The 19,015-nt window shown below is 72.4% G+C and carries 17 protein-coding genes; 7 read left to right on the forward strand and 10 right to left on the reverse strand.

Annotation, left to right across the window (positions count from 1 at the left end; all coding sequences use genetic code 11):
• Positions 1 to 34 precede the first annotated feature (34 nt).
• The 6 genes from ACFOY6_RS00590 to ACFOY6_RS00615 all read right to left on the reverse strand — a co-directional run bounded on the left by ACFOY6_RS00590 (position 35) and on the right by ACFOY6_RS00615 (position 7,291).
• Positions 35 to 2,281: a xanthine dehydrogenase family protein molybdopterin-binding subunit gene (locus ACFOY6_RS00590; RefSeq protein WP_379648306.1), complete on the reverse strand. Its 2,247-nt coding sequence runs from the start codon at positions 2,279 to 2,281 to the stop codon at positions 35 to 37.
• Positions 2,278 to 3,282: an FAD binding domain-containing protein gene (locus tag ACFOY6_RS00595; RefSeq protein ID WP_109515375.1), complete on the reverse strand. Its 1,005-nt coding sequence runs from the start codon at positions 3,280 to 3,282 to the stop codon at positions 2,278 to 2,280. The genes ACFOY6_RS00590 and ACFOY6_RS00595 overlap by 4 nt, the downstream gene beginning before the upstream one ends.
• On the reverse strand, positions 3,282 to 3,821 hold the full coding sequence (locus ACFOY6_RS00600) for a (2Fe-2S)-binding protein (protein ID WP_109515376.1): 540 nt from the start codon (positions 3,819 to 3,821) through the stop codon (positions 3,282 to 3,284). Before ACFOY6_RS00600 ends, ACFOY6_RS00595 begins: the two co-directional genes overlap by 1 nt.
• 140 nt (positions 3,822 to 3,961) lie before the next feature.
• Positions 3,962 to 6,256, reverse strand: coding sequence for a glycosyltransferase family 4 protein (locus ACFOY6_RS00605; protein ID WP_379648309.1), 2,295 nt, complete (start codon positions 6,254 to 6,256; stop codon positions 3,962 to 3,964).
• Positions 6,257 to 6,329: 73 nt separating this feature from the next.
• On the reverse strand, positions 6,330 to 7,082 hold the full coding sequence (locus tag ACFOY6_RS00610) for a tRNA1(Val) (adenine(37)-N6)-methyltransferase (RefSeq protein WP_379648311.1): 753 nt from the start codon (positions 7,080 to 7,082) through the stop codon (positions 6,330 to 6,332).
• Positions 7,079 to 7,291: a putative signal transducing protein gene (locus ACFOY6_RS00615; RefSeq protein ID WP_109515379.1), complete on the reverse strand. Its 213-nt coding sequence runs from the start codon at positions 7,289 to 7,291 to the stop codon at positions 7,079 to 7,081. Before ACFOY6_RS00615 ends, ACFOY6_RS00610 begins: the two co-directional genes overlap by 4 nt.
• A 127-nt stretch (positions 7,292 to 7,418) precedes the next feature.
• On the opposite strand from ACFOY6_RS00615, the gene ACFOY6_RS00620 reads away from it, so the two are divergent.
• The 4 genes from ACFOY6_RS00620 to ACFOY6_RS00635 all read left to right on the forward strand — a co-directional run bounded on the left by ACFOY6_RS00620 (position 7,419) and on the right by ACFOY6_RS00635 (position 11,193).
• Positions 7,419 to 8,447: a polyprenyl synthetase family protein gene (locus tag ACFOY6_RS00620; protein WP_456316921.1), complete on the forward strand. Its 1,029-nt coding sequence runs from the start codon at positions 7,419 to 7,421 to the stop codon at positions 8,445 to 8,447.
• A gap of 148 nt (positions 8,448 to 8,595) precedes the next feature.
• A complete protein-coding gene (locus ACFOY6_RS00625) occupies positions 8,596 to 9,279 on the forward strand; it encodes a GntR family transcriptional regulator (protein WP_109515381.1) in 684 nt (227 codons plus the stop codon).
• Between the two features lie 13 nt (positions 9,280 to 9,292).
• Entirely contained in the window at positions 9,293 to 9,838 is a 546-nt protein-coding gene (locus tag ACFOY6_RS00630) for a cysteine dioxygenase family protein (protein ID WP_379648313.1), read from the forward strand.
• 47 nt (positions 9,839 to 9,885) lie between these two features.
• Positions 9,886 to 11,193, forward strand: coding sequence for an NAD(P)/FAD-dependent oxidoreductase (locus ACFOY6_RS00635; protein WP_379648315.1), 1,308 nt, complete (start codon positions 9,886 to 9,888; stop codon positions 11,191 to 11,193).
• 37 nt (positions 11,194 to 11,230) lie between these two features.
• Here the strand turns inward: ACFOY6_RS00635 and bfr are convergent, their stop codons facing one another.
• The 4 genes from bfr to ACFOY6_RS00655 form a co-directional block, all read right to left on the reverse strand.
• A complete protein-coding gene (gene bfr, locus ACFOY6_RS00640) occupies positions 11,231 to 11,722 on the reverse strand; it encodes a bacterioferritin (protein ID WP_109515384.1) in 492 nt (163 codons plus the stop codon).
• Positions 11,723 to 11,822: 100 nt separating this feature from the next.
• Positions 11,823 to 12,056: a (2Fe-2S)-binding protein gene (locus ACFOY6_RS00645; RefSeq protein WP_245906069.1), complete on the reverse strand. Its 234-nt coding sequence runs from the start codon at positions 12,054 to 12,056 to the stop codon at positions 11,823 to 11,825.
• Between the two features lie 19 nt (positions 12,057 to 12,075).
• Positions 12,076 to 13,893 (reverse strand): DNA helicase RecQ, encoded by a 1,818-nt coding sequence (recQ, locus tag ACFOY6_RS00650; protein WP_379648317.1) that lies wholly within the window; start codon positions 13,891 to 13,893, stop codon positions 12,076 to 12,078.
• A 29-nt stretch (positions 13,894 to 13,922) separates the two neighbouring features.
• Positions 13,923 to 14,333, reverse strand: a complete 411-nt coding sequence (locus ACFOY6_RS00655; RefSeq protein ID WP_379634413.1) for an OmpA family protein — start codon at positions 14,331 to 14,333, stop codon at positions 13,923 to 13,925.
• Positions 14,334 to 14,477: 144 nt separating this feature from the next.
• Between ACFOY6_RS00655 and ACFOY6_RS00660 the strand changes: the two genes are divergently transcribed.
• The 3 genes from ACFOY6_RS00660 to ACFOY6_RS00670 all read left to right on the forward strand — a co-directional run bounded on the left by ACFOY6_RS00660 (position 14,478) and on the right by ACFOY6_RS00670 (position 18,998).
• Positions 14,478 to 15,446, forward strand: coding sequence for a Gfo/Idh/MocA family oxidoreductase (locus ACFOY6_RS00660; RefSeq protein ID WP_379648319.1), 969 nt, complete (start codon positions 14,478 to 14,480; stop codon positions 15,444 to 15,446).
• 593 nt (positions 15,447 to 16,039) lie between these two features.
• On the forward strand, positions 16,040 to 16,441 hold the full coding sequence (locus ACFOY6_RS00665; protein WP_379648321.1) for a MarR family winged helix-turn-helix transcriptional regulator: 402 nt from the start codon (positions 16,040 to 16,042) through the stop codon (positions 16,439 to 16,441).
• A 205-nt stretch (positions 16,442 to 16,646) separates the two neighbouring features.
• On the forward strand, positions 16,647 to 18,998 hold the full coding sequence (locus ACFOY6_RS00670; protein ID WP_379634409.1) for a xanthine dehydrogenase family protein molybdopterin-binding subunit: 2,352 nt from the start codon (positions 16,647 to 16,649) through the stop codon (positions 18,996 to 18,998).
• Positions 18,999 to 19,015: the final 17 nt, after the last annotated feature.

The following is a 19,015-nucleotide window of genomic DNA, read 5'->3' on the forward strand; positions in this document are numbered from 1 at the left end:
AATTCCCCCGGACCCCCATCTTCCTTCTGTCAGTTCAGGACAGGATGTCCTCGATGCGCAGGGGCAGCTTGCGCACCCGGATGCCGGTGGCGTGGAAGATGGCGTTCGCCAGGGCAGGGGCGGTGCCGGTGATGCCGATCTCGCCCAGGCCCTTGGCACCGATCGGGCCGATCTTGTCGTCCCGCTCCTCCAGCATCTCCACATCCAGCGCGGGAATGTCGGCATTCACCGCGATGTGGTACTCGGCCATGTCGGCGTTGACGAAGGAGGCGTGGTTGCGGTCCACCTCGCTCGCCTCCAGCAGCGCGTTGGAAAGGCCCCACACCATGCCGCCCATCAGCTGGCTGTGCGCCGTGCGCGGGTTGAGGATCTTGCCGCCGGCATAGACGCCCACCATGCGCGGCACGCGGATGGTGCGGGTGCGCGGGTTGATCCGCACCTCCACGAACTGCGCGCCGAAGGCCAGGGCCGTGAAGCTCTGCATGTCCGGCCCGCCCTGCGGCGAGCCGGCACGCCAGAGCATCTTGCTCTGCTTCGCGGGCATCTCGGGATGCGCCCACTGGTCGGTGGCCTCGACCTTGCCGCGCGGCAGGCTGGAAACCGCCTCGGCCAGGCTCTGGGTCGCGTTGCCGGCGCGCACCGTGCCCTCGCTGAGCGAGAGGCTGGCGGGGGCCATGCCCTTGAAGGGGCCTTCCTCCACCTCGGTGAGCGCCTGGAACAGCGCGGCCCGCGCCTGCTCGGCCACCTTGCCCACGGCATTGCCGCTGGCCAGCGCCGTGGTGCTGCCGCCGGCCACGTTGGCGGGGTCGAAGGCGCTGTCGCCGAGGCGCACCGTCACCTTGTCCGGCGTCAGCCCCAGCCGGTCGGCGGCGATCTGCGCCAGGATGGTGTAGGTGCCGGTGCCGATGTCGGAGGCCGAGCAATGCACCTCCGCGCGCCCTTCCGAGGTCAGCCGCAGCGTGGCCGAGCTGGTGCTGATGAAGGTGGGATAGACCGCCGTGGCGCAGCCCCAGCCGATCAGGTCGCCATCCCGCGTCATGCTGCGGGGCGCGTTGCTCCGCTGGCTCCAGCCGAACAGCTCGGCGCCGCGCTCGTAGCAGCGCAGCAGCGAACGGCTGGACCAGGGCAGGCCCTTCACCGGGTCCTTCGCCGGCTCGTTGCGGCGTCGGAACTCCACCGGGTCCATCCCCAGCGCCACCGCCATCTCGTCGATGGCGCTCTCGAAGGCGAACACCGCCGGCGTCTCGGCCGGGGCGCGCATGAAGCCGGGTGCGTTCACATCCGTCCGCACCAGCCCCTCGCGGATCTTCATGCCGGGGATGTCGTAGAGCCGCGCCAGGATCTCGCCGCCGGGGAAGGAGACGTTGTCGAAGCGGCAGGTCTGGTTCTCGGTGATGTAGTGGAAGGCGCGCAGCTTGCCCTCCGCCGTGGCGCCGAGGCGGATGTGCTGCCGCGCCGCCGGGCGGAAGGAGGAGGTGGGGAAGCCCTGCTGGCGCGAGACCTGCAGGATCACCGGCCGCCCGGCCAGCTTCGCCGCGGCGCAGGCGAGCAGGGTGGTGCCCAGCACCGTCGCCTTGCCGCCGAAGGCGCCGCCGATATAGGGCGAGACCACCCGCACCTTGTCCGCCGGCATGCCGAAGGACTTGGCGATGCCCGCGCGCATGCCGCCCGCCCACTGGCTCGGCACATGCACCGTCAGGCCTCCCATCGGGTCCCACTCGGCCAGGCAGCCATAGAGCTCGATTGGGTTGTGGTGCTGCGCCGGCTCCTCGTAATCGGCCGTGACGCGCACCGCGGAGGCTTCCCACTCGGCATCGGCGTCGCCGACATCGAGGCTGCCAACCTCCTCCTCGGAAGGCGCGCCCTCGGGCAGATGGGCGACGGCGCCCGCCCGGCCCTCGTAGCGCACCGGCAGGATGCCGGCGGCATATTCGGCCTGCTCGCGCGTGTCGGCCAGCACCACGGCCACGGGCTGCCCGTGGTAGCGGATCTCGTCGCTCTCCAGCGGCCGGAAGGAGGCGTGCGCGTGGCCGCCCTCCTGCATCGGCTTGTCCTCCTCCAGCTTCGGCATGGTCCGGTGGGTCATCACCAGGCGGATGCCGGGCAGGGCGGAGACCGCCGCGTCATCGATCGCGGCGACGCGGCCGAGCGCGACGGGGGAGAGCACCAGCGCCGCGTGCAGCATGCCGGCGCGGCTGTTGTCGAGCGCGTAGCGCGCCGCGCCCGTCACCTTGGCCGGGCCGTCGAGGCGCGGCTGCGGCGTTCCGATGATGGCGTTCATGCGGCGTCTCCTTCCTCGGCGCGGCGGGCGGCGCGCAGCAGCGCGTCCTCCACGGTGCGGCGGCCCAGCTCCACCTTGAAGGCGTTGCCGGGGCGTGGGTCGGCGCCGTCCATCGCGCGGGCGGCTGCTTCCTTCATGCTGGATTCGTCGAGGCTGCGGCCGCGCAGCAGGGCTTCCGCCGCCGTGGCGCGCCACGGGGTGGTGGAAAGCCCGCCCAGCGCGATGCGCGCCTCGGCCACGCGCCCGCCTTCCATCCGCAGCGCCACGGCGGCGGAACTGATGGCGAAGGCGAAGGATTCGCGGTCCCGCACCTTGGCGTAGCAGGAGGTCCGGCCGGCCCGGTTCGCGGGGACCAGGATGGCCGTCAGGATCTCGCCGGGGCGCAGCGCCGTCTCGGCCTCGGGATGCTCGCCATAGGAGATGTGGAAGCTGTCGATGGGCATGGTGCGGCGGCCCTGCGGCCCGGCGATCTCCACCGCCGCGTCGAAGGCGGTGAGCGCCACGGCCCAGTCGCTCGGCATGGTGGCGATGCAGCGCTCGGAGCCGCCCAGCACCGCGTGCTGCCGGTTGACGCCGTCGAGCGCCGCGCAGCCGCTGCCGGGACTGCGCTTGTTGCAGGCCTGGTAGCGGGTGTCGCGGAAATACATGCAGCGGGTGCGCTGCAGCAGGTTGCCGCCCACCGTCGCCATGTTGCGCAGCTGCGCCGAGGCGGCCAGCAGCAGGCTCTCCGCCAGCGCCGGGTAGTCCTGCCGCAGCACGATGTCGTCCGCCACCTCGGCCATGCTGGCCAGGGCGCCGAAGCGCAGCGTCTCGCCGCCGGTGTCGAAGCCGCGCAGCTCCGCCACGTCCCGCAGGTCGATCAGCCGGTCCGGGCGCATCACGCCGATGCGCATCAGGTCCACCAGCGTGGTGCCGCCGGCGAGGTAGGAGGCGCCCTCCATGGCGCCGTGCCGCAGGGCATCCTCAAGGCTGCTCGCGCGGTGATAGGCGAAGGGCTGCATCACGCGCCTCCCTTGGCGGCGACGTCCTGCACCGCCTTGACGATGTTCGGATAGGCGCCGCAGCGGCAGAGATTGCCCGACATGAACTCGCGGATCTCCTCCGCGCTGCCGGCGTGGCCCTCGCGGATGCAGGCCACGGCCGAGATGATCTGCCCCGGCGTGCAGTAGCCGCACTGGAACGCATCGTGGTCGATGAAGGCCTGCTGCATCGGGTGCAGCGCCTCGCCCTCGGCCAGGCCTTCGATGGTGGTGATCTCCTGCCCCTGCGTGGCCACCGCCAGGGTCAGGCAGGCATTCATCCGCTTGCCGTCGATCAGCACCGTGCAGGCGCCGCAGGCGCCCTGGTTGCAGCCGGGCTTGGCGCCGGTGAGGCCCAGATGGTCGCGCAGCGCATCGAGCAGGGTGGTGCGCGTGTCCATGGCCAGGCGGTGGGCCTGGCCGTTGACGCGCAACGTCAGGGTCGCGATCGGCCAGTCGCCGTCGGGCGCCGGCGGCACGGCGCGGGGGGGCGCCGCGGCCGGGTGGTGGGCTTCGCTCATTTCCGTCTCCGCTTGTTGGGGATCCCGCATTTCGCGAAATCAACGCGCCGGAGACGGAGGAGGTGCGTTCACAGGGCCGTGCCACGGAGCCACGGCACGAGAGCGGAGAGGACCGGGGCGCGGCGCCCGGCCCGGCGGGCCTAGGGCAGGGTGGCGACGAAGTTCTGCTGCTCGAGGAAGTTCAGCCGCGCGGCATGATCGTCCAGCCGGCACAGCATGAAGCCGGACAGGCCGACGCCGACCCGGCGCGTATCCGCGGCGCCCAGGCGCGAGAGGTCGATGCCCTCGCCGGTATCCAGCTCCACATCCAGCGGGCCCGCATGATCGACGGGCGGCAGGTCGAGCATCAGCGTCGGGTGCTGGCCGGGCTCCACCGTCACCTCGAACTGGGCGACGGGCCTTCCCTGGCTGTGGCAGCGCAGGTTGAGGGTCAGCGGAACCGGCGGCGAATGCATCTGGAGGTAGAGGCGCAGCGCCGCGCCGCCGGCCTCCGGCGGCAGGGCCAGCCTGAGCGTGCTGAGGCCGCCACGGCACCACACGCCCCACTCCTCCAGCGGGTACCAGCCCGGCCCGTGCCGGGCCATGTCCGCCACGGCGTAGCGCAGATCGGGGCGGGTGAGCGCGCGGCGGCGACTGAGGTAGCGCTGGCCAAGTGCAAGGCTGGCACGGGCTTCCGGCGGCTGTGGCGGCAGCGCCGCCAGCGCCTGCAACGCGCTGAACACCTGGTCCTTCACCGCACTCCAGCTGCGTGGCCGGCCCTTGTCGAGCACCACCGCCTCCCGCTCGGCGCGGAAGGCGTCGTCGAACATCACCCGCTCCAGCAGGGCCTCCAGCTCGGGCATGTTCTGCGGCGTGAAGTAGAGCGCCGCCTCGCCGCCCGCCTCGGTCAGCGCGGAGTGGCGCGGCGTGACCACCACCTTGCCATGCGCCAGCGCCTCGGTGATGGGCAGGCCCCAGCCCTCGTAATGGCTGTTGTAGACGGTGAAGGCGCAGCGCTCGTAGAGCGCGTCCAGCTCCAGGTCGGAGATGCGCGAGAGCAGCACGACATGGCGCTGCAGCTCGGGCGCGTTCTGCAGCAGGTTCAGCGCCGCCTCGGCGTGCCAGCCGGCCTTGCCCACGCAGACCAGGCGCGGCACCCGGGAGGGGCCGTGCCGGCGCAGCAGCTGCAGCCAGGCGCTGAACACCAGCAGGTGGTTCTTGCGGCTCTCGATGGTGGAGACGAACAGGGCGAAGCGCTCGCCCGGCCGCAGCACGCGCAGCGCCGGCATCGACACGTCGCCCGACAGCGCGGCGACGCTGCGCGGGTCCGCGTCGAGCCGCACCACATGGCCGGGCAGGGTGAAGCCGGGCTGCAGCCGCGACATCTGCTCGGTCACGTCGCGCAGCGTGTTCTCGGAGTTGCACAGCAGGCCGTGCGCGTGCAGCCCCAGGGCGGAGAACCAGCGCGCGTAATCCTGCACCATGCTCTGCAGGCAGTGCTCGGGCACGATCAGCGGCACGCAGTCATGCACGAAGGGCACGTAGCGGACGCCGTCGCGCTCCTGCACGGCGCGCAGGGCGCGGAAATACTCCGCGAAGCCGAAGGAATTGCCGAGATTGACCAGCAGCGCCCCAGGCGCGAAGGCGATGGGCGGGGCCTTGGCCACCTTCTCGCGCAGCGTGTCGCGCGCCTCGGTCCAGTCCGGGTCCTCCGTGTCCGAGCCGGAGGCGGAGAGGGCGCAGAGCGTGGCGAAGGCCGCGCCGTCCACCGGGTGCCAGTTCAGCTCCGCCGGGTCGAAGGCGGCGAAGGAGAGCTGCAGCCCCTCCGGCGGCGCCTCGGCGATGGCGCGGTTGACGATGCCGATCTGCACCCGCTGGATGCCCGTCGGCGTCCGCGCGCCGTTGAAGTAGTCCAGCACGTCGCTGACATCGAGCACCACCGAGACGGCCGCCCCCGGCGGCGAAGACGCGGCCGCCGGGGGGGGCGCCTCCGTGGCATCCGCCACGGCGGAGGCTGTGGGCGCGGGGAGGAAGTCCGCAGGAGGCGAAACCGCGCCGCCGGGCGGGGGCTGCGCCAGCCAGGCCCCGCTGGCCCGGGCCTCACGCTGGGCCTCCGCCAGGTCAGGGTCCAGCGCCAGGGCCCGCGCATAGGCCAGCGCCGCATCCCGGCGCTGGCCCAGCAGCTTGTGGGCATGGCCGATCTGCAGCTGCAGGTCCGCATCCTCCGGCGCCTGCCGCTCGGCGTCCCGGTAGCGGTCCAGCGCGGCCTCGACCTTTCCGGCCTCTTTCAGGCAATGGCCTTCCTGCACCCGCAGGGGCCACGCCTCCGGCCGCAGCAGCACGACGCGTGCATAGAATTGCGCGGCCTGTAGCCATGCGCCCTGGTCGCGCCGGCTGTCGGCGGCGGCCAGCAGCTGGTCGGCATCGTCGGAGTTGAGCTCGGCGTCTGATGTCATTGTGTCCGGTTTCGTAATCCACGCTTCGGGGGGAAGGCAACCTCGTGTCGGCGGCTCAACGATACCATCGGCCTTAATGTTCCGGCAGGGCGCCACCACCGCGCAGCACGGCCTCGGCGGCGGCGGACCAGCCATCCCCCTCGTGCAGCACCAGCCCGGCCTGGATCTGGTCCGGCCCCCGTCCCAGCCGGTGGCCGCGCAGGAGCACGCGCCGCGCGGCCTGCCCCGCGCGTGGCCAGAAGGGGGTCAGCACCACCTCGGCGCAGCGGGCGGCGCGCAGCGTGGCCGTGGCCACGGCGAAGCGCCCCGCCGGCAGGATCAGGCTGAGGCTGCCCCGCCGCTCCAGTGGCGCCGCCAGGGTGCGGGCCCAGGCGGCGAGGTCCGGCCCGCCGCCGGCATGGGTGGCGCCGGCGCGCATCGCCTCGGGCGGCGGGCTGCCGCCGGGCCAGTAGGGCGGGTTGGCGAAGGAATGGTCCAGCCGGGGCAGGGCACGCCGAAGGGCAGGGTCGGCGATGTCGCCCTCCAGCACCGTCACCTGCGCGGCCACGCCGTTGAGCGCGGCGTTGCGGCGCGCCAGCGCGGCCAGGGCGGGCTCGCGCTCCACCGCGAAGACGCGCAGCCCCGGCACGCGCGCCATCAGGCACAGGAACACCGCGCCGCTGCCGCAGCCGCCCTCGAGCACCGTCTGCCCCGGCCGGGCCGGGATGCCGGCAGCCAGCAGCACCGCGTCCAGCCCGGCGCGCAGCCCCTGGCGCGGCTGCAGCAGGCGCACGCGGCCATCCAGCAGCCGGTCCTCGGCCAGTTCCTCCGCCGCCGCGAGGCTCACGCCGGGGCCTCGCCCGCCTGCCGCAGCACGGCCAGGGCGCGGCGATGATCCTCCTCCAGCACCGCCAGCCGGCGCGGGAAGGCACCGATGCCGCCATGCAGGGCGCTGACATGCGCGTCGAGCTGCACCGCCGTGATGCCCGCATCCGCCAATAGCGCCACCAGGAAGGAGAGACGGACCGGATCGGGGCTCTCAACCAGGACGCGCATCGGGTGTGGATCTCCGGCATGGGGCCATGGGCCGCTCGGCCGGCGCCTTGCTGCCCGGGAACCCGGTGGGTATGGTGCGCGCCCCAGCACAGAGGTCAATGGCCGCGTGAGCTTTCCCGCCGCGCCGATGCGCACCGCGCCCGATACGATGCCCAGCACCCCCCCACGCCCGGATGCCGAGGATGCGCTGACCGCCCTCATCGGCCTGGTGCGGGAGGATCTGGAGGCCTGCAACCGCCTCATCCTCGAGAAGATGCAGAGCCCGGTGCAGCTGATCCCGCAGCTGGCGGCGCATCTGATCGCGGCCGGCGGCAAGCGGCTGCGCCCGCTGCTGACCCTGGCCGCCGCCCGCCTCTGCGGCTACCGGGGCGAGCGGCATGTGGGCCTCGCCGCCTGCGTCGAGTTCATCCACACCGCCACGCTGCTGCATGACGACGTGGTGGACGAGAGCGACCTGCGCCGCGGCCAGGCCAGCGCCAACGCCGTGTTCGGCAACCAAGCCAGCGTGCTGGTGGGCGACTTCCTGTTCGCCCGCGCCTTCCAGCTGATGGTGGCGGATGGCTCGCTGGAGGTGTTGGACATCCTCTGCTCGGCCGCGGCCACCATCGCCGAGGGCGAGGTGCTGCAGCTCGTCATCCAGAACGACACCTCCTCCACCGAGGCGCAGTACCTGGACGTGATCGAGGGCAAGACCGCCGCCCTCTTCGCCGCCGCCACCCGCGTCGGCGCCGTCGTCGCCGACCGGCCGCGCATCGAGGCGGAGGCGCTGGACAGCTATGGCCGCAACCTCGGCATCGCCTTCCAGCTCGTCGACGATGCGCTGGACTACTCGGCCGAGCAGGAGCGGCTGGGCAAGACGGTGGGCGACGATTTCCGCGAGGGCAAGATTACCCTGCCGGTGCTGCTGGCCTTCGCCCGCGGCGACGAGACGGAGCGCGCCTTCTGGCGCCGCGTGCTGGAGGAGCGGGAGCAGGGCGAGGACGACCTTGCCCATGCGCTGGCCCTGATGCAGCGCCACCGCGCCTTCGACGACACCATCGCCCGCGCCCGCCACTATGGCGACCAGGCCCTGGCGGCGCTGCAGGGCTTCCCCGACTGCGCCGAGAAGCAGGCGCTGATGGACATCGTCGAGTTCTGCATCGCGCGGGCGCGCTGAGGCGGGGGAGGGGAAAGCCCCTCCGCCTCCACGTATCCCTGAGAAGCCCCTGGGCGCTGCCACCGCAGCGCCCTTTTTTATGCCTTGCGGGGCGGGGTGGCGGCCTTCTATCGTTGTGACATGTCAGTGACACTGAGAGAGACCTGTCATGTCGATGCTGCTGCCCGTGGAGATGCCGCCCTCGCTCACCGAGCAGGCCGTCACGGCACTGCGGCGTGAGATCCTGACCACCCGCCTGCGCCCCGGCGAGACGCTGAGCGAGACCGCCGCCGCCCAGATGCTGGGGCTCGGCAAGGCACCCGTGCGCGCCGCCCTGGCCCGGCTGGCCGAGGAGGGGCTGGTGCAGGCGGTGCCGCGCCGGGGCTGGATCGTCTCCCTCGTCACCATCCGCGACATCCACGAGGTGTTCGGCCTGCGCCTGCTGCTGGAGCCCGAGGCGGCGCGCCGCGCCGCCGGGCGGGTGGATGCCGAGGCGCTGCGCCGGCTCGACGCCGTCTGCGCCTGCGGCTACCGCCCGGAGGACGAGGAGAGCACCCACGCCTTCCTCGACGCCAACAAGGCCTTCCACGTCGCCGTGGCCGAGCTGTCGGGCAATGGCAGGCTGGCGCGGCAGATCGACCGGCTGCTGGACGAGAGCACCCGGATGCTGGCCCTCGGCCTGCGCCGGCGGGACCGCACGGGCGAGATGGCGCATGAGCACCACGCCCTGACCGAGGCGCTGGCCCTCGGCCGCGCCGAGGAGGCCGCCGCCATCATGCACGAGCAGGTCGCCGCCTCGCAGGCCATGGTGCTGGCGGCGCTCACCGCCCCCGATTCCGCCACCGTCATCTGAAGGCCGCGCGCCCATGTCCTTCATCGCCCCGAATCCCGCGCCGCCGGCCAAGCCCTTGGCCGCCCCCCTGGCCGCCATGCTGGCCGACATCGCCGCCGCCGCCCGCGCGCCGGAGGCGGAGCGGCCGGGCCGCGTCGCCGCCGCCATCGCCCCCTACCTGGCGGTGCCCGACCTGCTGGCGCCGGGGGCCTGCCCCTGCAATCCGGAGCGCTATGTGCGCCACCTGCTGTACGCCGACCCGGCCGGTGGCTACGCGGTGGTGGCGCTGGCCTGGCGGCCGGGGCAGATGAGCCCGGTGCACGCCCACCGTACCTGGTGCGCCCTGGGCGTGTACCGTGGCACGCTGACGGAAGGGCACTACGCCCCCGGCACCAGCGGCACCCCCCGCCAGACCGGCAGCGTGCTGCGCCCGCGCGGCGCCACCTGCCACGGCCCCGCCGACCCCGAGCTGATCCACCGCCTCGCCAATCTCAGCGGCGAGGAGGCGGTCTCCATCCATGTCTATGGCGTGCCCTATGAGCGCTTCGGGGCGGATGTGAATCTGGTCTACGCCGATTGATGGGCGCAGTCTGGACGGCAGACCGATAGCCGGAAGGAAGCCCCGCCTTGGCCGAGACCGCCGCCGACCTGCCCCCCAGCCTCTGGGCATCGAGCGCCCCGCCGCCGCCGCCCACCGGCCCGCTCCCGGGCGAGACCCGCGCCGATGTGGCGGTGATCGGCGGCGGCTTCACCGGCCTCTCCGCCGCGCTGCACCTGGCCGAGGGCGGCGCCGACACGGTGCTGCTGGAGGCGGCGCAGATCGGCTTCGGCGCCTCGGGCCGCAACAACGGGCAGGTCATCCCCAACCTGTCGCGGCTGGACCCGGACGACATCGTGGCGGGCGTGAAGCCGGAGCATGGCGGGGCGGAGAAGGGGGAGCAGTTCGTTGCCCTGATCCGCGACAGCGCCAGCCTGGTCTTCGACCTGATCCGCCGGCACGGCATCGCCGCCGAGGCGGTGCAGAATGGCTGGTTCCAGCCGGCGCACCGCCCCTCGCGCATGAAGGTGGCGGAGCGGCGCGTGGCGCAATGGGACCGGCGCGGCGCCCCGGTGCGCCTGCTGGGGCGGGAGGATACGGCCCGCCTCGCCGGCAGCGAGTTCTGGCATGGCGGCTGGGAGAACCCGACCGGCGGCCGCATCAACCCGATGGGCTTCGCGCGTGGCCTCGCTGCCGCCGCCATCGCCGCGGGGGCGCGGGTGCATACCGGCAGCCCCGCCACCGCCATCGCCCGCACGGAAGCCGGCTGGCGGGTGGAGACGCCGCGCGGCGCCGTGCTGGCGCAGCGCCTGATCGTCGCCACCCATGCCTACACGCCGCCCGGGCTGTGGCCGGGGCTGGAGCGCAGCCTGGTGCCGGTGCGCTCCTACCAGATGGCCACCACGCCGCTCTCCGACAACGTCCGCAAGACCATCCTGCCCGAGGGCCACGCGCTCTCCGACACCCAGGGCGACCTGCACTTCTTCCGCTTCGACGCCTCGGGGCGGCTGATCACCGGCGGCGGGCTGATCCTGCCCTTCGGCTGGGACGGGCGCATCCGCGCGCGCATCCGGGCCCGGCTCCGGAGCGTGTTCCCGCAGATCGGCGATTTCGACTTCACCCATGCCTGGTGGGGCTACATCGCCGCGACGGACGACAAGGCGCCGCATCTCTACGAGCTGGCGCCGGGGGTGCTGGCCTGGACGGGGTGCAATGGCCGCGGCGTGGCGCTGGCCACCGCGCTGGGGCGGGAGATGGCGCGGGCCAGCCTGGGCAAGCCGCTCTCCGAGATCGCGGCGCCGGTGGAGACGCTGCGGCGGATCGCCGGCCATGCCTTCGCGCCGCTCGGCGTCGCCTGGAACCAGGCGCTGTTCCGCTGGAAGGACCGGCGCGACTGAGGGGCAGGGCCGGGGAAGCGCCCCGGCCCCGGCCGCGTCACGCCGGGTGCTGGTCCGGCGCCGCGTCGCTGTTGAGGGCGATGTACTTGGGCAGGCCGATCTGGCGGATCAGCTCGAACTGCGTGTCCACGAAGTCGGCATGCTTCTCCTCGTCGATGAGGATGCGGACGAACAGGTCGCGGGAGACGAAGTCGCGCGCGCTCTCGCAGTAGGCGACAGCCTCGCGCAGGTCGGCGATGGCCTTCTCCTCCAGCTTCTGGTCGCAGCGGAGGACTTCCTCGACATTCTCGCCGATCAGGATCTGGTTCAGCCGCTGCACGTTGGGCAGGCCGCCGAGGAAGAGGATGCGGTTGATCAGCTCGTCCGCGTGCTTCATCTCCTCGATCGATTCGGCGTATTCGTGCCGGCCGAGCTTGGTGACGCCCCAGTTCTCCAGCATGCGGGCATGCAGGAAGTACTGGTTCACGGCGGTCAACTCATTGGTGAGCTGGGTGTTGAGGTGCTCGATCACCTTGGGGTCGCGCAGCATGGCGGCTCTCCGTCACGAAATGTCCGGACGACAGAGTGGCCGCGCGGCCGGAAACCGTCAAGTTATTGTATTTCCTTGAAAACGCGAGTGAGAGACGATCTCAGTCGCCCACCGCCACCTGGCTGGCGCCGGCCGGCTGGTCGCGGATGATGGACAGCATCGTGCCGGTGCAGCAGCCGCATTGCGCGTTGCAGTTGCAGGCGGCGTAGACCTCCTTCGGCCGACGCGCGCCGTCGGCGATGGCGTTGCGGATCTGGGTGTCGGTCAGGCCGTTGCAGAGGCAGACATACATGAAGGGCACCGCGTCGGAAGGGACGACGCGGTTGATAGCCATTCGCACTTCCAATTGCAAGTCAGTCGCAATCTCGGAGCGTGTCGAGAACGGCCCGCCCGTAGCGCTCCAGCTTGGTGGCGCCGACGCCGGGGATGGTGCCCAGCGCCGCCAGGCTGTCCGGCCGGCTGGCGGCGATCTCGGCCAGCGTCCGGTCCTGGAAGATGACATAGGCCGGCACGCCCTGGGCGAGGGCGGTGCGGCGGCGCCAGTCGCGCAGCGCGGCGAAGCACGGGTCGCCCGCGCCGGCCGCGACGGCGGCATCGGCGGCGCGGGCGCGGGGCATGGGGCGGCTCGCCGGCGCCACCAGCTCCTCGCGGAACATCACCGGCTGCTCGCCCTTCAGGATCGGGCGGGCGGCGTCGGTCGGCACCAGCTCGCCATGGTTCTCCACCGCCACGTCCAGCGCGCCCTGCGCCACGAGCTGGCGGGCGATGCCCTTCCACGCCGTCTCCGTCAGGTCGCGCCCGACGCCGAAGGTGGGCAGCTGGTCGTGCCCGAACTGCGCCACCTTGGCCGTGGTCTTGCCCTGCAGCACGTCGATCAGGTGGCCGAGGCCGAAGCGGCGGCCGGTGCGCAGCACCGCCGAGAGCAGCTTCTGCGCCGCCACGGTGCCGTCGAACAGGCGGGGCGGGTTCTGGCAGATGTCGCACTGGCCGCAGGGCTCGGGCGCGTCCTCGCCGAAGCAGCGCAGGAGAAGCTGGCGGCGGCAGGTGGCGGCCTCGGCGATCGCCACCATGGCATCGAGCCGCTGCCGCTCCACGCGCTTCTGGTCGTCGCCCGCGCTGCTCTCGCCGATGCGGTGGCGGGCCAGCGCGATGTCGCCCGCGCCGTAGAGCAGCAGCGCCTGGGCCGGCAGCCCGTCGCGCCCGCCGCGGCCGATCTCCTGGTACCAGCTCTCCGGGCTGCGCGGCAGGTCGGTGTGCGCCACCCAGCGCACGTCGGGCCGGTCGATGCCCATGCCGAAGGCAATCGTGGCGGCCATCACCACCGCGTCGCCGCGGGCGAAGCGGCGGTGCGCCTCGCGCTTCTCGCCCGGCTCCAGCCCGGCGTGGAAGACGAGGGAATCATGGCCGTCGGCGCGCAGCCACTCGGCGGTCTGCTCGGCCTTGCGGCGGCTGCCGCAATAGATCAGCCCGGCGCCGGTGCCGTCGCCGGCGCGGCGGATGAACTGGCGGATCTGCGTCCGCTCCTGCTCGCGCGGCTGGGCGGCGATGAAGATGTTCGGGCGGTCGAAGCTGGCGCGGAAGAGGGGGCTGTCCTCCAGCCGCAGCTGCCGCTGGATGTCCTGCACCGTGCGCGGGTCGGCGGTCGCGGTCAGCGCCAGGCGCGGCACGGCGGGGAAGCGCTCGGCCAGCACGGTCAGGCCGCGGTACTCGGGGCGGAAGTGATGGCCCCACTGGCTGACGCAATGCGCCTCGTCGATGGCGAAGAGGGCGAGGCACATCTCGTCGAGCCGCGCCAGCGTCTCCTCGTTCACCAGCCGCTCGGGCGAGACGTAGAGCAGCTTCAGCGAGCCGTCGTTCAGCGCGCGCCGTACCGCGCGCGCCTCGTCGGGGTCGAGGTCGGAGTGGAGGGCGGCGGCGGGGATGTCCTGCTGCCGCAGCGCCGCCACCTGGTCCTCCATCAGCGCGATCAGCGGCGAGACGACGACGCCAAGCCCCGGCCGGCACAGCGCCGGCACCTGGAAGCACAGGCTCTTGCCGCCGCCGGTCGGCATCAGCACCAGGCCGGAGCCGCCCGCCACGGCATGGCGGACCACCTCCTCCTGCATGCCGCGGAAGCCGGTGTGGCCGAAGACCCGGTGCAGGACCTCCAGCGGCTCTTGCGTCTCCCGCATGAAGTCTCCGTTCAGCGCGAAGTCTCCGTTCAGCGCGCCGGGGCCTGCCCGCCCAGCACGATCTCCACCCGGCGGCTTTCCAGCGGCATCATCTCGAAGGGCACCGGGCCGCGCGGCGCCACGCTGATGCGCGCGGCCGGCACGCCCTGCTCGCGCAGCGCGCCCGCCACACGCTCGGCGCGGGCGGCGGAGAGGGCGCGGTTGTAGGCCCGCCCGCCATCGGGGTCGGCAAAGCCCATCACCCGCACCGGCAGGCTGGCATCGGCCTGCGCCTTGCGGGCGGCGTCGGCCACCACGGCCTGCGCCGCCTCGTCCAGCGCGGCGCTGTCCTCGGTGAAGAACACGACATGGACGGGCGCCTGCGATGCCTCGCCGCCGGGCATGGCGCAGCCCGCGAGCAGCGGCAGGGCGAGGAGGCCGAGTAGGAAGGGGCGGCGCATGCGCGCGTTCTCCGGTGGGGAGTCGATGGGGACGGCGCAGAGATGCGCGGCGGGCGGCGCAACGTCAACCGCGCGCCCGGAAAGGGCTGGCCTGCGCCGCGGCCACGCACTAGGTTCCGCGCCTTTCACGCAGGGGAGGGGCGGATGGCGCCGTTGTCGCTCGGCATCGTGGGCTTCGGGATCATGGGGGAGCGGCTGGTGCGCACCGCCTTCCCGCATCCGGAAATGCGGCTGGCAGGCGTTTGGGATCCTTCGCCCGAGGCGGCGGCGCGGCTGGAGGCGGCGGCGCCCGGCGTGCCGATGCTGGCCGACGCGGCGGCGGTGATCGCGGCCTGCGACGCGCTCTACATCGCGGCGCCGCCGGCCGCGCACATCCCGCTGGCGCGCGCCGCGCTGGCGGCCGGCCGCGCCGTGTTCCTGGAGAAGCCGCTGGCCACCGGCCTGGAGGAGGCGGAGGCCTTCGTGGCCGAGGCGGAGGCCGCCGGCGCGCGGGCGGCGGTGAACTTCCCCATGGCCTCCTCGCCGGCGGTGGCGCAGCTTTCCGCCTGGCGGCAGGCCGGGGCGGTGGGGGCGCCGCAGCGGCTCGAGATCGTCACCGAGTTCGGCCGCTGGCCGCGCGGCTGGCAGAGCGACGCGGCGGGCTGGCTCGCGCGCCGTGCCGAGGGCGGCTTCACCCGCGAGGTGGTGTCGCATTTCCTGTTCCTGACGCGCCGCCAGCTCGGCCCGCTGGTGCTGCATTCGGCCCGTGTCACCTATCCGGCCGGCGACGGCGCCGAGACGGCGATCGAGGCGGAGCTGAGCGCCGGCGGCGTGCCCGTGACGCTGCGGGGCGGCGTCGGCCGCATCGCGGAGGACGAGGCCAACAGCTGGACGCTGACCGGCGCGGCGGGGGCGATCCGCCTGCGCAACTGGTCGCTGGCCGAGAAGTTGGAGGCGGGCGGCGAATGGCGCCAGGCGCCGGATGCGCTGCCCAACGAGGCGATGCGCCCGATGGTGCTGCGCGGGCAGGTGGAGAAGCTGGCCGCGCTGACCCGGGGGACGCCGCAGAGCCTCGCCACGCTGCGGGAGGCGCTGGAGGTGCAGCAGGTTGTGGAGACGCTGTTGCGCTCCTGAAAATTTCACGGCTGCGGCGCGGGAAACCTCCACAAAAGCTTCTTCATTTCGGTTTCGGACACGCTTGAGTTGTGATATACCTTTGGTTGCGCGCAACGGCTCCGCTTCCCGTGCCAGGAGGGAAACAGAGCCGGTGCGCCACCTGCCGGAGAGGGACGGCAGGCGGCGTTGTGGCGGGGGGCATGATGCCAGTGCGGCTGCTCCACACGAGAATGTGGTTCAACGATGCAATCTGGTTACGATTCGTGGCTCGACATGAAGCGGGGTCGTTGCGCATCACAGGGCGACACGCTTCCACCGGGCCGCATGGCTTCCGGTTCGGCCTTCTCGGCGGGCCGGAAGGTCCGGAGGGAGGCCTGGAGCTAGGGGCTTTCCCGAAAGCTTTGCGGGCGCTGCATGTCCGCCTCCCTAACTCCACTCTGGCGACAAAATAAGCGGGATCGTATCGAAACCATAGCCATCCCGCTCCGATTAAGCCTCCCGGAACGACCGTTTCCTGGATTGCCGGCCGGCATGCGGCCGATACCGTTTCCAATCGCTCTGTCGGGCCCGTCAGCCGGGCGGGCAAAGCCTGTTGAGGACATAAACCTGAAATGCCTGTTCATAACGCTCCGGATCAGTTGATCGGTATTCTTCGCGATACCGTTGTCGCCTTGGTGCGGCGCGATGGGCACGATCTTTCCGCGCGGCAGTTGGGCGTCTTCCTGACCGTCTACATGGGCGAGGGGCCGCACACCGTGCGTGGCCTGGCGGCGACGCTGAACGTCTCCAAGCCGGCGATCACCCGTGCGCTGGACCGCCTGGGCGAGCTCGATCTGGCGCGCCGCAAGACCGACCCGCAGGACCGCCGCAGCGTCCTGGTGCAGCGCACCGTCAAGGGCGCCGCCTTCCTGCGGGAGATCCGCGGTATCATGGTCGAGGCGGACAGCGTGGCGCATGCCGTCTCGCCCTCCGAGCCCGCCAACACCGAGAGCGCCGCGCGCCGCGCCGGCTGAAGGCCGTCTCCGGAACCGCCTGCCGCTCCGGCACCAAGGCCGGCAGCGCGGGCGGTTCTCCGCGCATTCCACGTGGCATCTCCCTTCGCGGTGCCCGGCCTGTAGCGCCGGCCCGGCGGATCGTCTGGAGAGGAGGGGGGTCGCGCGTCAGGCAGGATGCTTCTAGGCTGGCGGTGCTGTCATCCGCTGCCACGGAGCGTCCCGCATGCCGGATTCCCTGCCCGTCGACCCCAGCCGCCTGAAATTCGGCATCGGCCAGCCTGTGCCGCGCAACGAGGACCCGCTCCTGCTGCGCGGCCAGGGCCGCTATACCGACGACCTCCAGCTTCCCGGCCAGCTCTGGTGCGTGATGGTGCGCAGCCCCTACGCCCATGGCGTGCTGCGCGGCATCGACACCAGCGCGGCGAAGGAGGTGCCGGGCGTCGTCGCCGTGTTCACCGGCGAGGATCTGCAGGCGGCCGGCTACGGCACGCTCCGCTGCACCATCTCGCTGCCGGGGCTGACCAATATCGAGCGCCCGGTGCTGGCCACCGACAAGGTCCGTTTCGTGGGCGACCCGATCGCCTTCGTCGTCGCCGAGACGAAGGAAGCGGCGAAGGACGGCGCCGAGGCGGTTCTGCCCGACATCGACCCGCTGCCCGCGGTGACCGAGGCCTCCGCCGCCGCCGCGCCGGATGCACCCCAGCTCTACGACCACGTGCCCGGCAACCAAGTGCTCGACTTCCACTATGGCGATGCCGCCAAGGTGGCCGAGGCCTTCTCCGGAGCCGCGCATGTCACGCGGCTCTCGCTGCGCAACAACCGCGTGGTGGTCTGCGCGATGGAGCCGCGCAGCGCCATCGGCGTCTATGACGCGGAGGAGGGGCGCTACACGCTGCATGTCGGCAGCCAGGGCGTGTTCGGCCTGCGCAACCAGATGGCGGGCGACCTGCTGAAGGTGCCGGTCGAGAAGCTGCGCATCCTGACAGGCCATGTCGGCGGCAGCTTCGGCATGAAGGCCTCCGCCTATCCGGAATATCTCTGCCTGCTGCACGCGGCGAAGGTGCTGGGCCGCCCGGTGAAGTGGACCGACGAGCGCACCGGCAGCTTCCTCTCCGACCAGCACGGCCGCGACCATGAGGTGAATGCGGAGCTGGCGCTCGATGCCGAGGGCCGCTTCCTGGCCGTGCGGCTCACCAGCTTCGCCAATATGGGTGGCTACCTCGCCACCGTCGGTCCGCTGATGGGCACGCTGAACTTCACCCGCAACGTCCAGAGCAACTACGCCACGCCGCTGATCGAGGTGGCGACGCGCTGCCTGGTGACGAACACCACGCCGGTCTCCGCCTATCGCGGCGCCGGGCGCCCTGAGGGCAACTACTTCATGGAGCGGCTGATCGAGACGGCCGCCGCCGAGATGGGCCTCGACCCGATCGAGATGCGCCGGCGCAACCACATCCGCCCCGAGCAGATGCCCTACGCCGCCGCCTCCGGTTCCAACTACGATGGCGGCGAGTTCTCCGCCGTGCTGGAAGAGGCGATGCGCGCCGCCGACTGGGAAGGCTACGAGGCCCGCAAGGCGGAGAGCACCGCGCGGGGCTTCCTGCGCGGCCGCGGCGTCGGCAATTTCCTGGAGTGCACGGCGCCGCCGGCCAAGGAGATGGGCGGCCTGCGCTTCGGCGAGGATGGCAGCGTCACCATCGTCACCGGCACGCTGGATTACGGCCAGGGGCACTGGACGCCCTTCGCCCAGGTGCTGCACCAGACGCTGGGCATCCCCTTCGAGCGCATCCGGCTGGTGCAGGGCGATTCCGACCAGCTCATCGCCGGCGGTGGCACGGGCGGCTCGAAGTCGCTGATGGCCTCCGGCGCCGCCATCGTCGAGGCCTCGGCGCTGGTGGTTGAGAAGGCGCGCGCCGCCGCCGCGCATGTGCTGGAGGCGGCGGTGGCGGATATCGAGTTCGAGCCGCATGCCGAGGGCGGCGCGCGCCTGTCCATCGCCGGCACGGATCGCGGCATCGGCCTGCTGGAGCTGGCGCAGCGCCTGCGCACCGAGACGCACCTGCCGGACGGCGTGCCGGAGACGCTGGATGTCTCGCACATCTTCGACCAGGCGCCGATGGCCTTCCCCAATGGCTGCCACATCGCCGAGGTGGAGATCGACCCGGAGACGGGCGTCACCCGCATCGACCGCTACGTCACGGTGAACGATTTCGGCGTCATCGTGAATCCGCTGCTGGTGCAGGGGCAGGCGCATGGCGGCATCGTGCAGGGCATCGGCCAGGCGCTGATGGAGCGCACCGCCTACAGCGAGGATGGCCAGCTCCTCTCCGGCTCCTATTCCGACTACGCGCTGCCGCGCGCGGTGGACGTGCCGAGCTTCGAGTTCATCAGCCATGCCGTGCCGGCCAAGACCAACCCTCTCGGCGCCAAGGGCTGCGGCGAGGCGGGCTGCGCCGGGTCGCTGCCCGCGGTGATGAACGCCGTGGTCGATGCGCTTTCCGCGCGCGGCGTCACGCATATCGACATGCCGGCGACGCCGGAGACCGTCTGGCGCGCCCTGCACGCGCACGCCTGATTCCTTAGCCTGCCACC

It is taken from the genome of Teichococcus aestuarii (assembly GCF_042651065.1).
GTDB lineage: Bacteria > Pseudomonadota > Alphaproteobacteria > Acetobacterales > Acetobacteraceae > Pseudoroseomonas > Pseudoroseomonas aestuarii.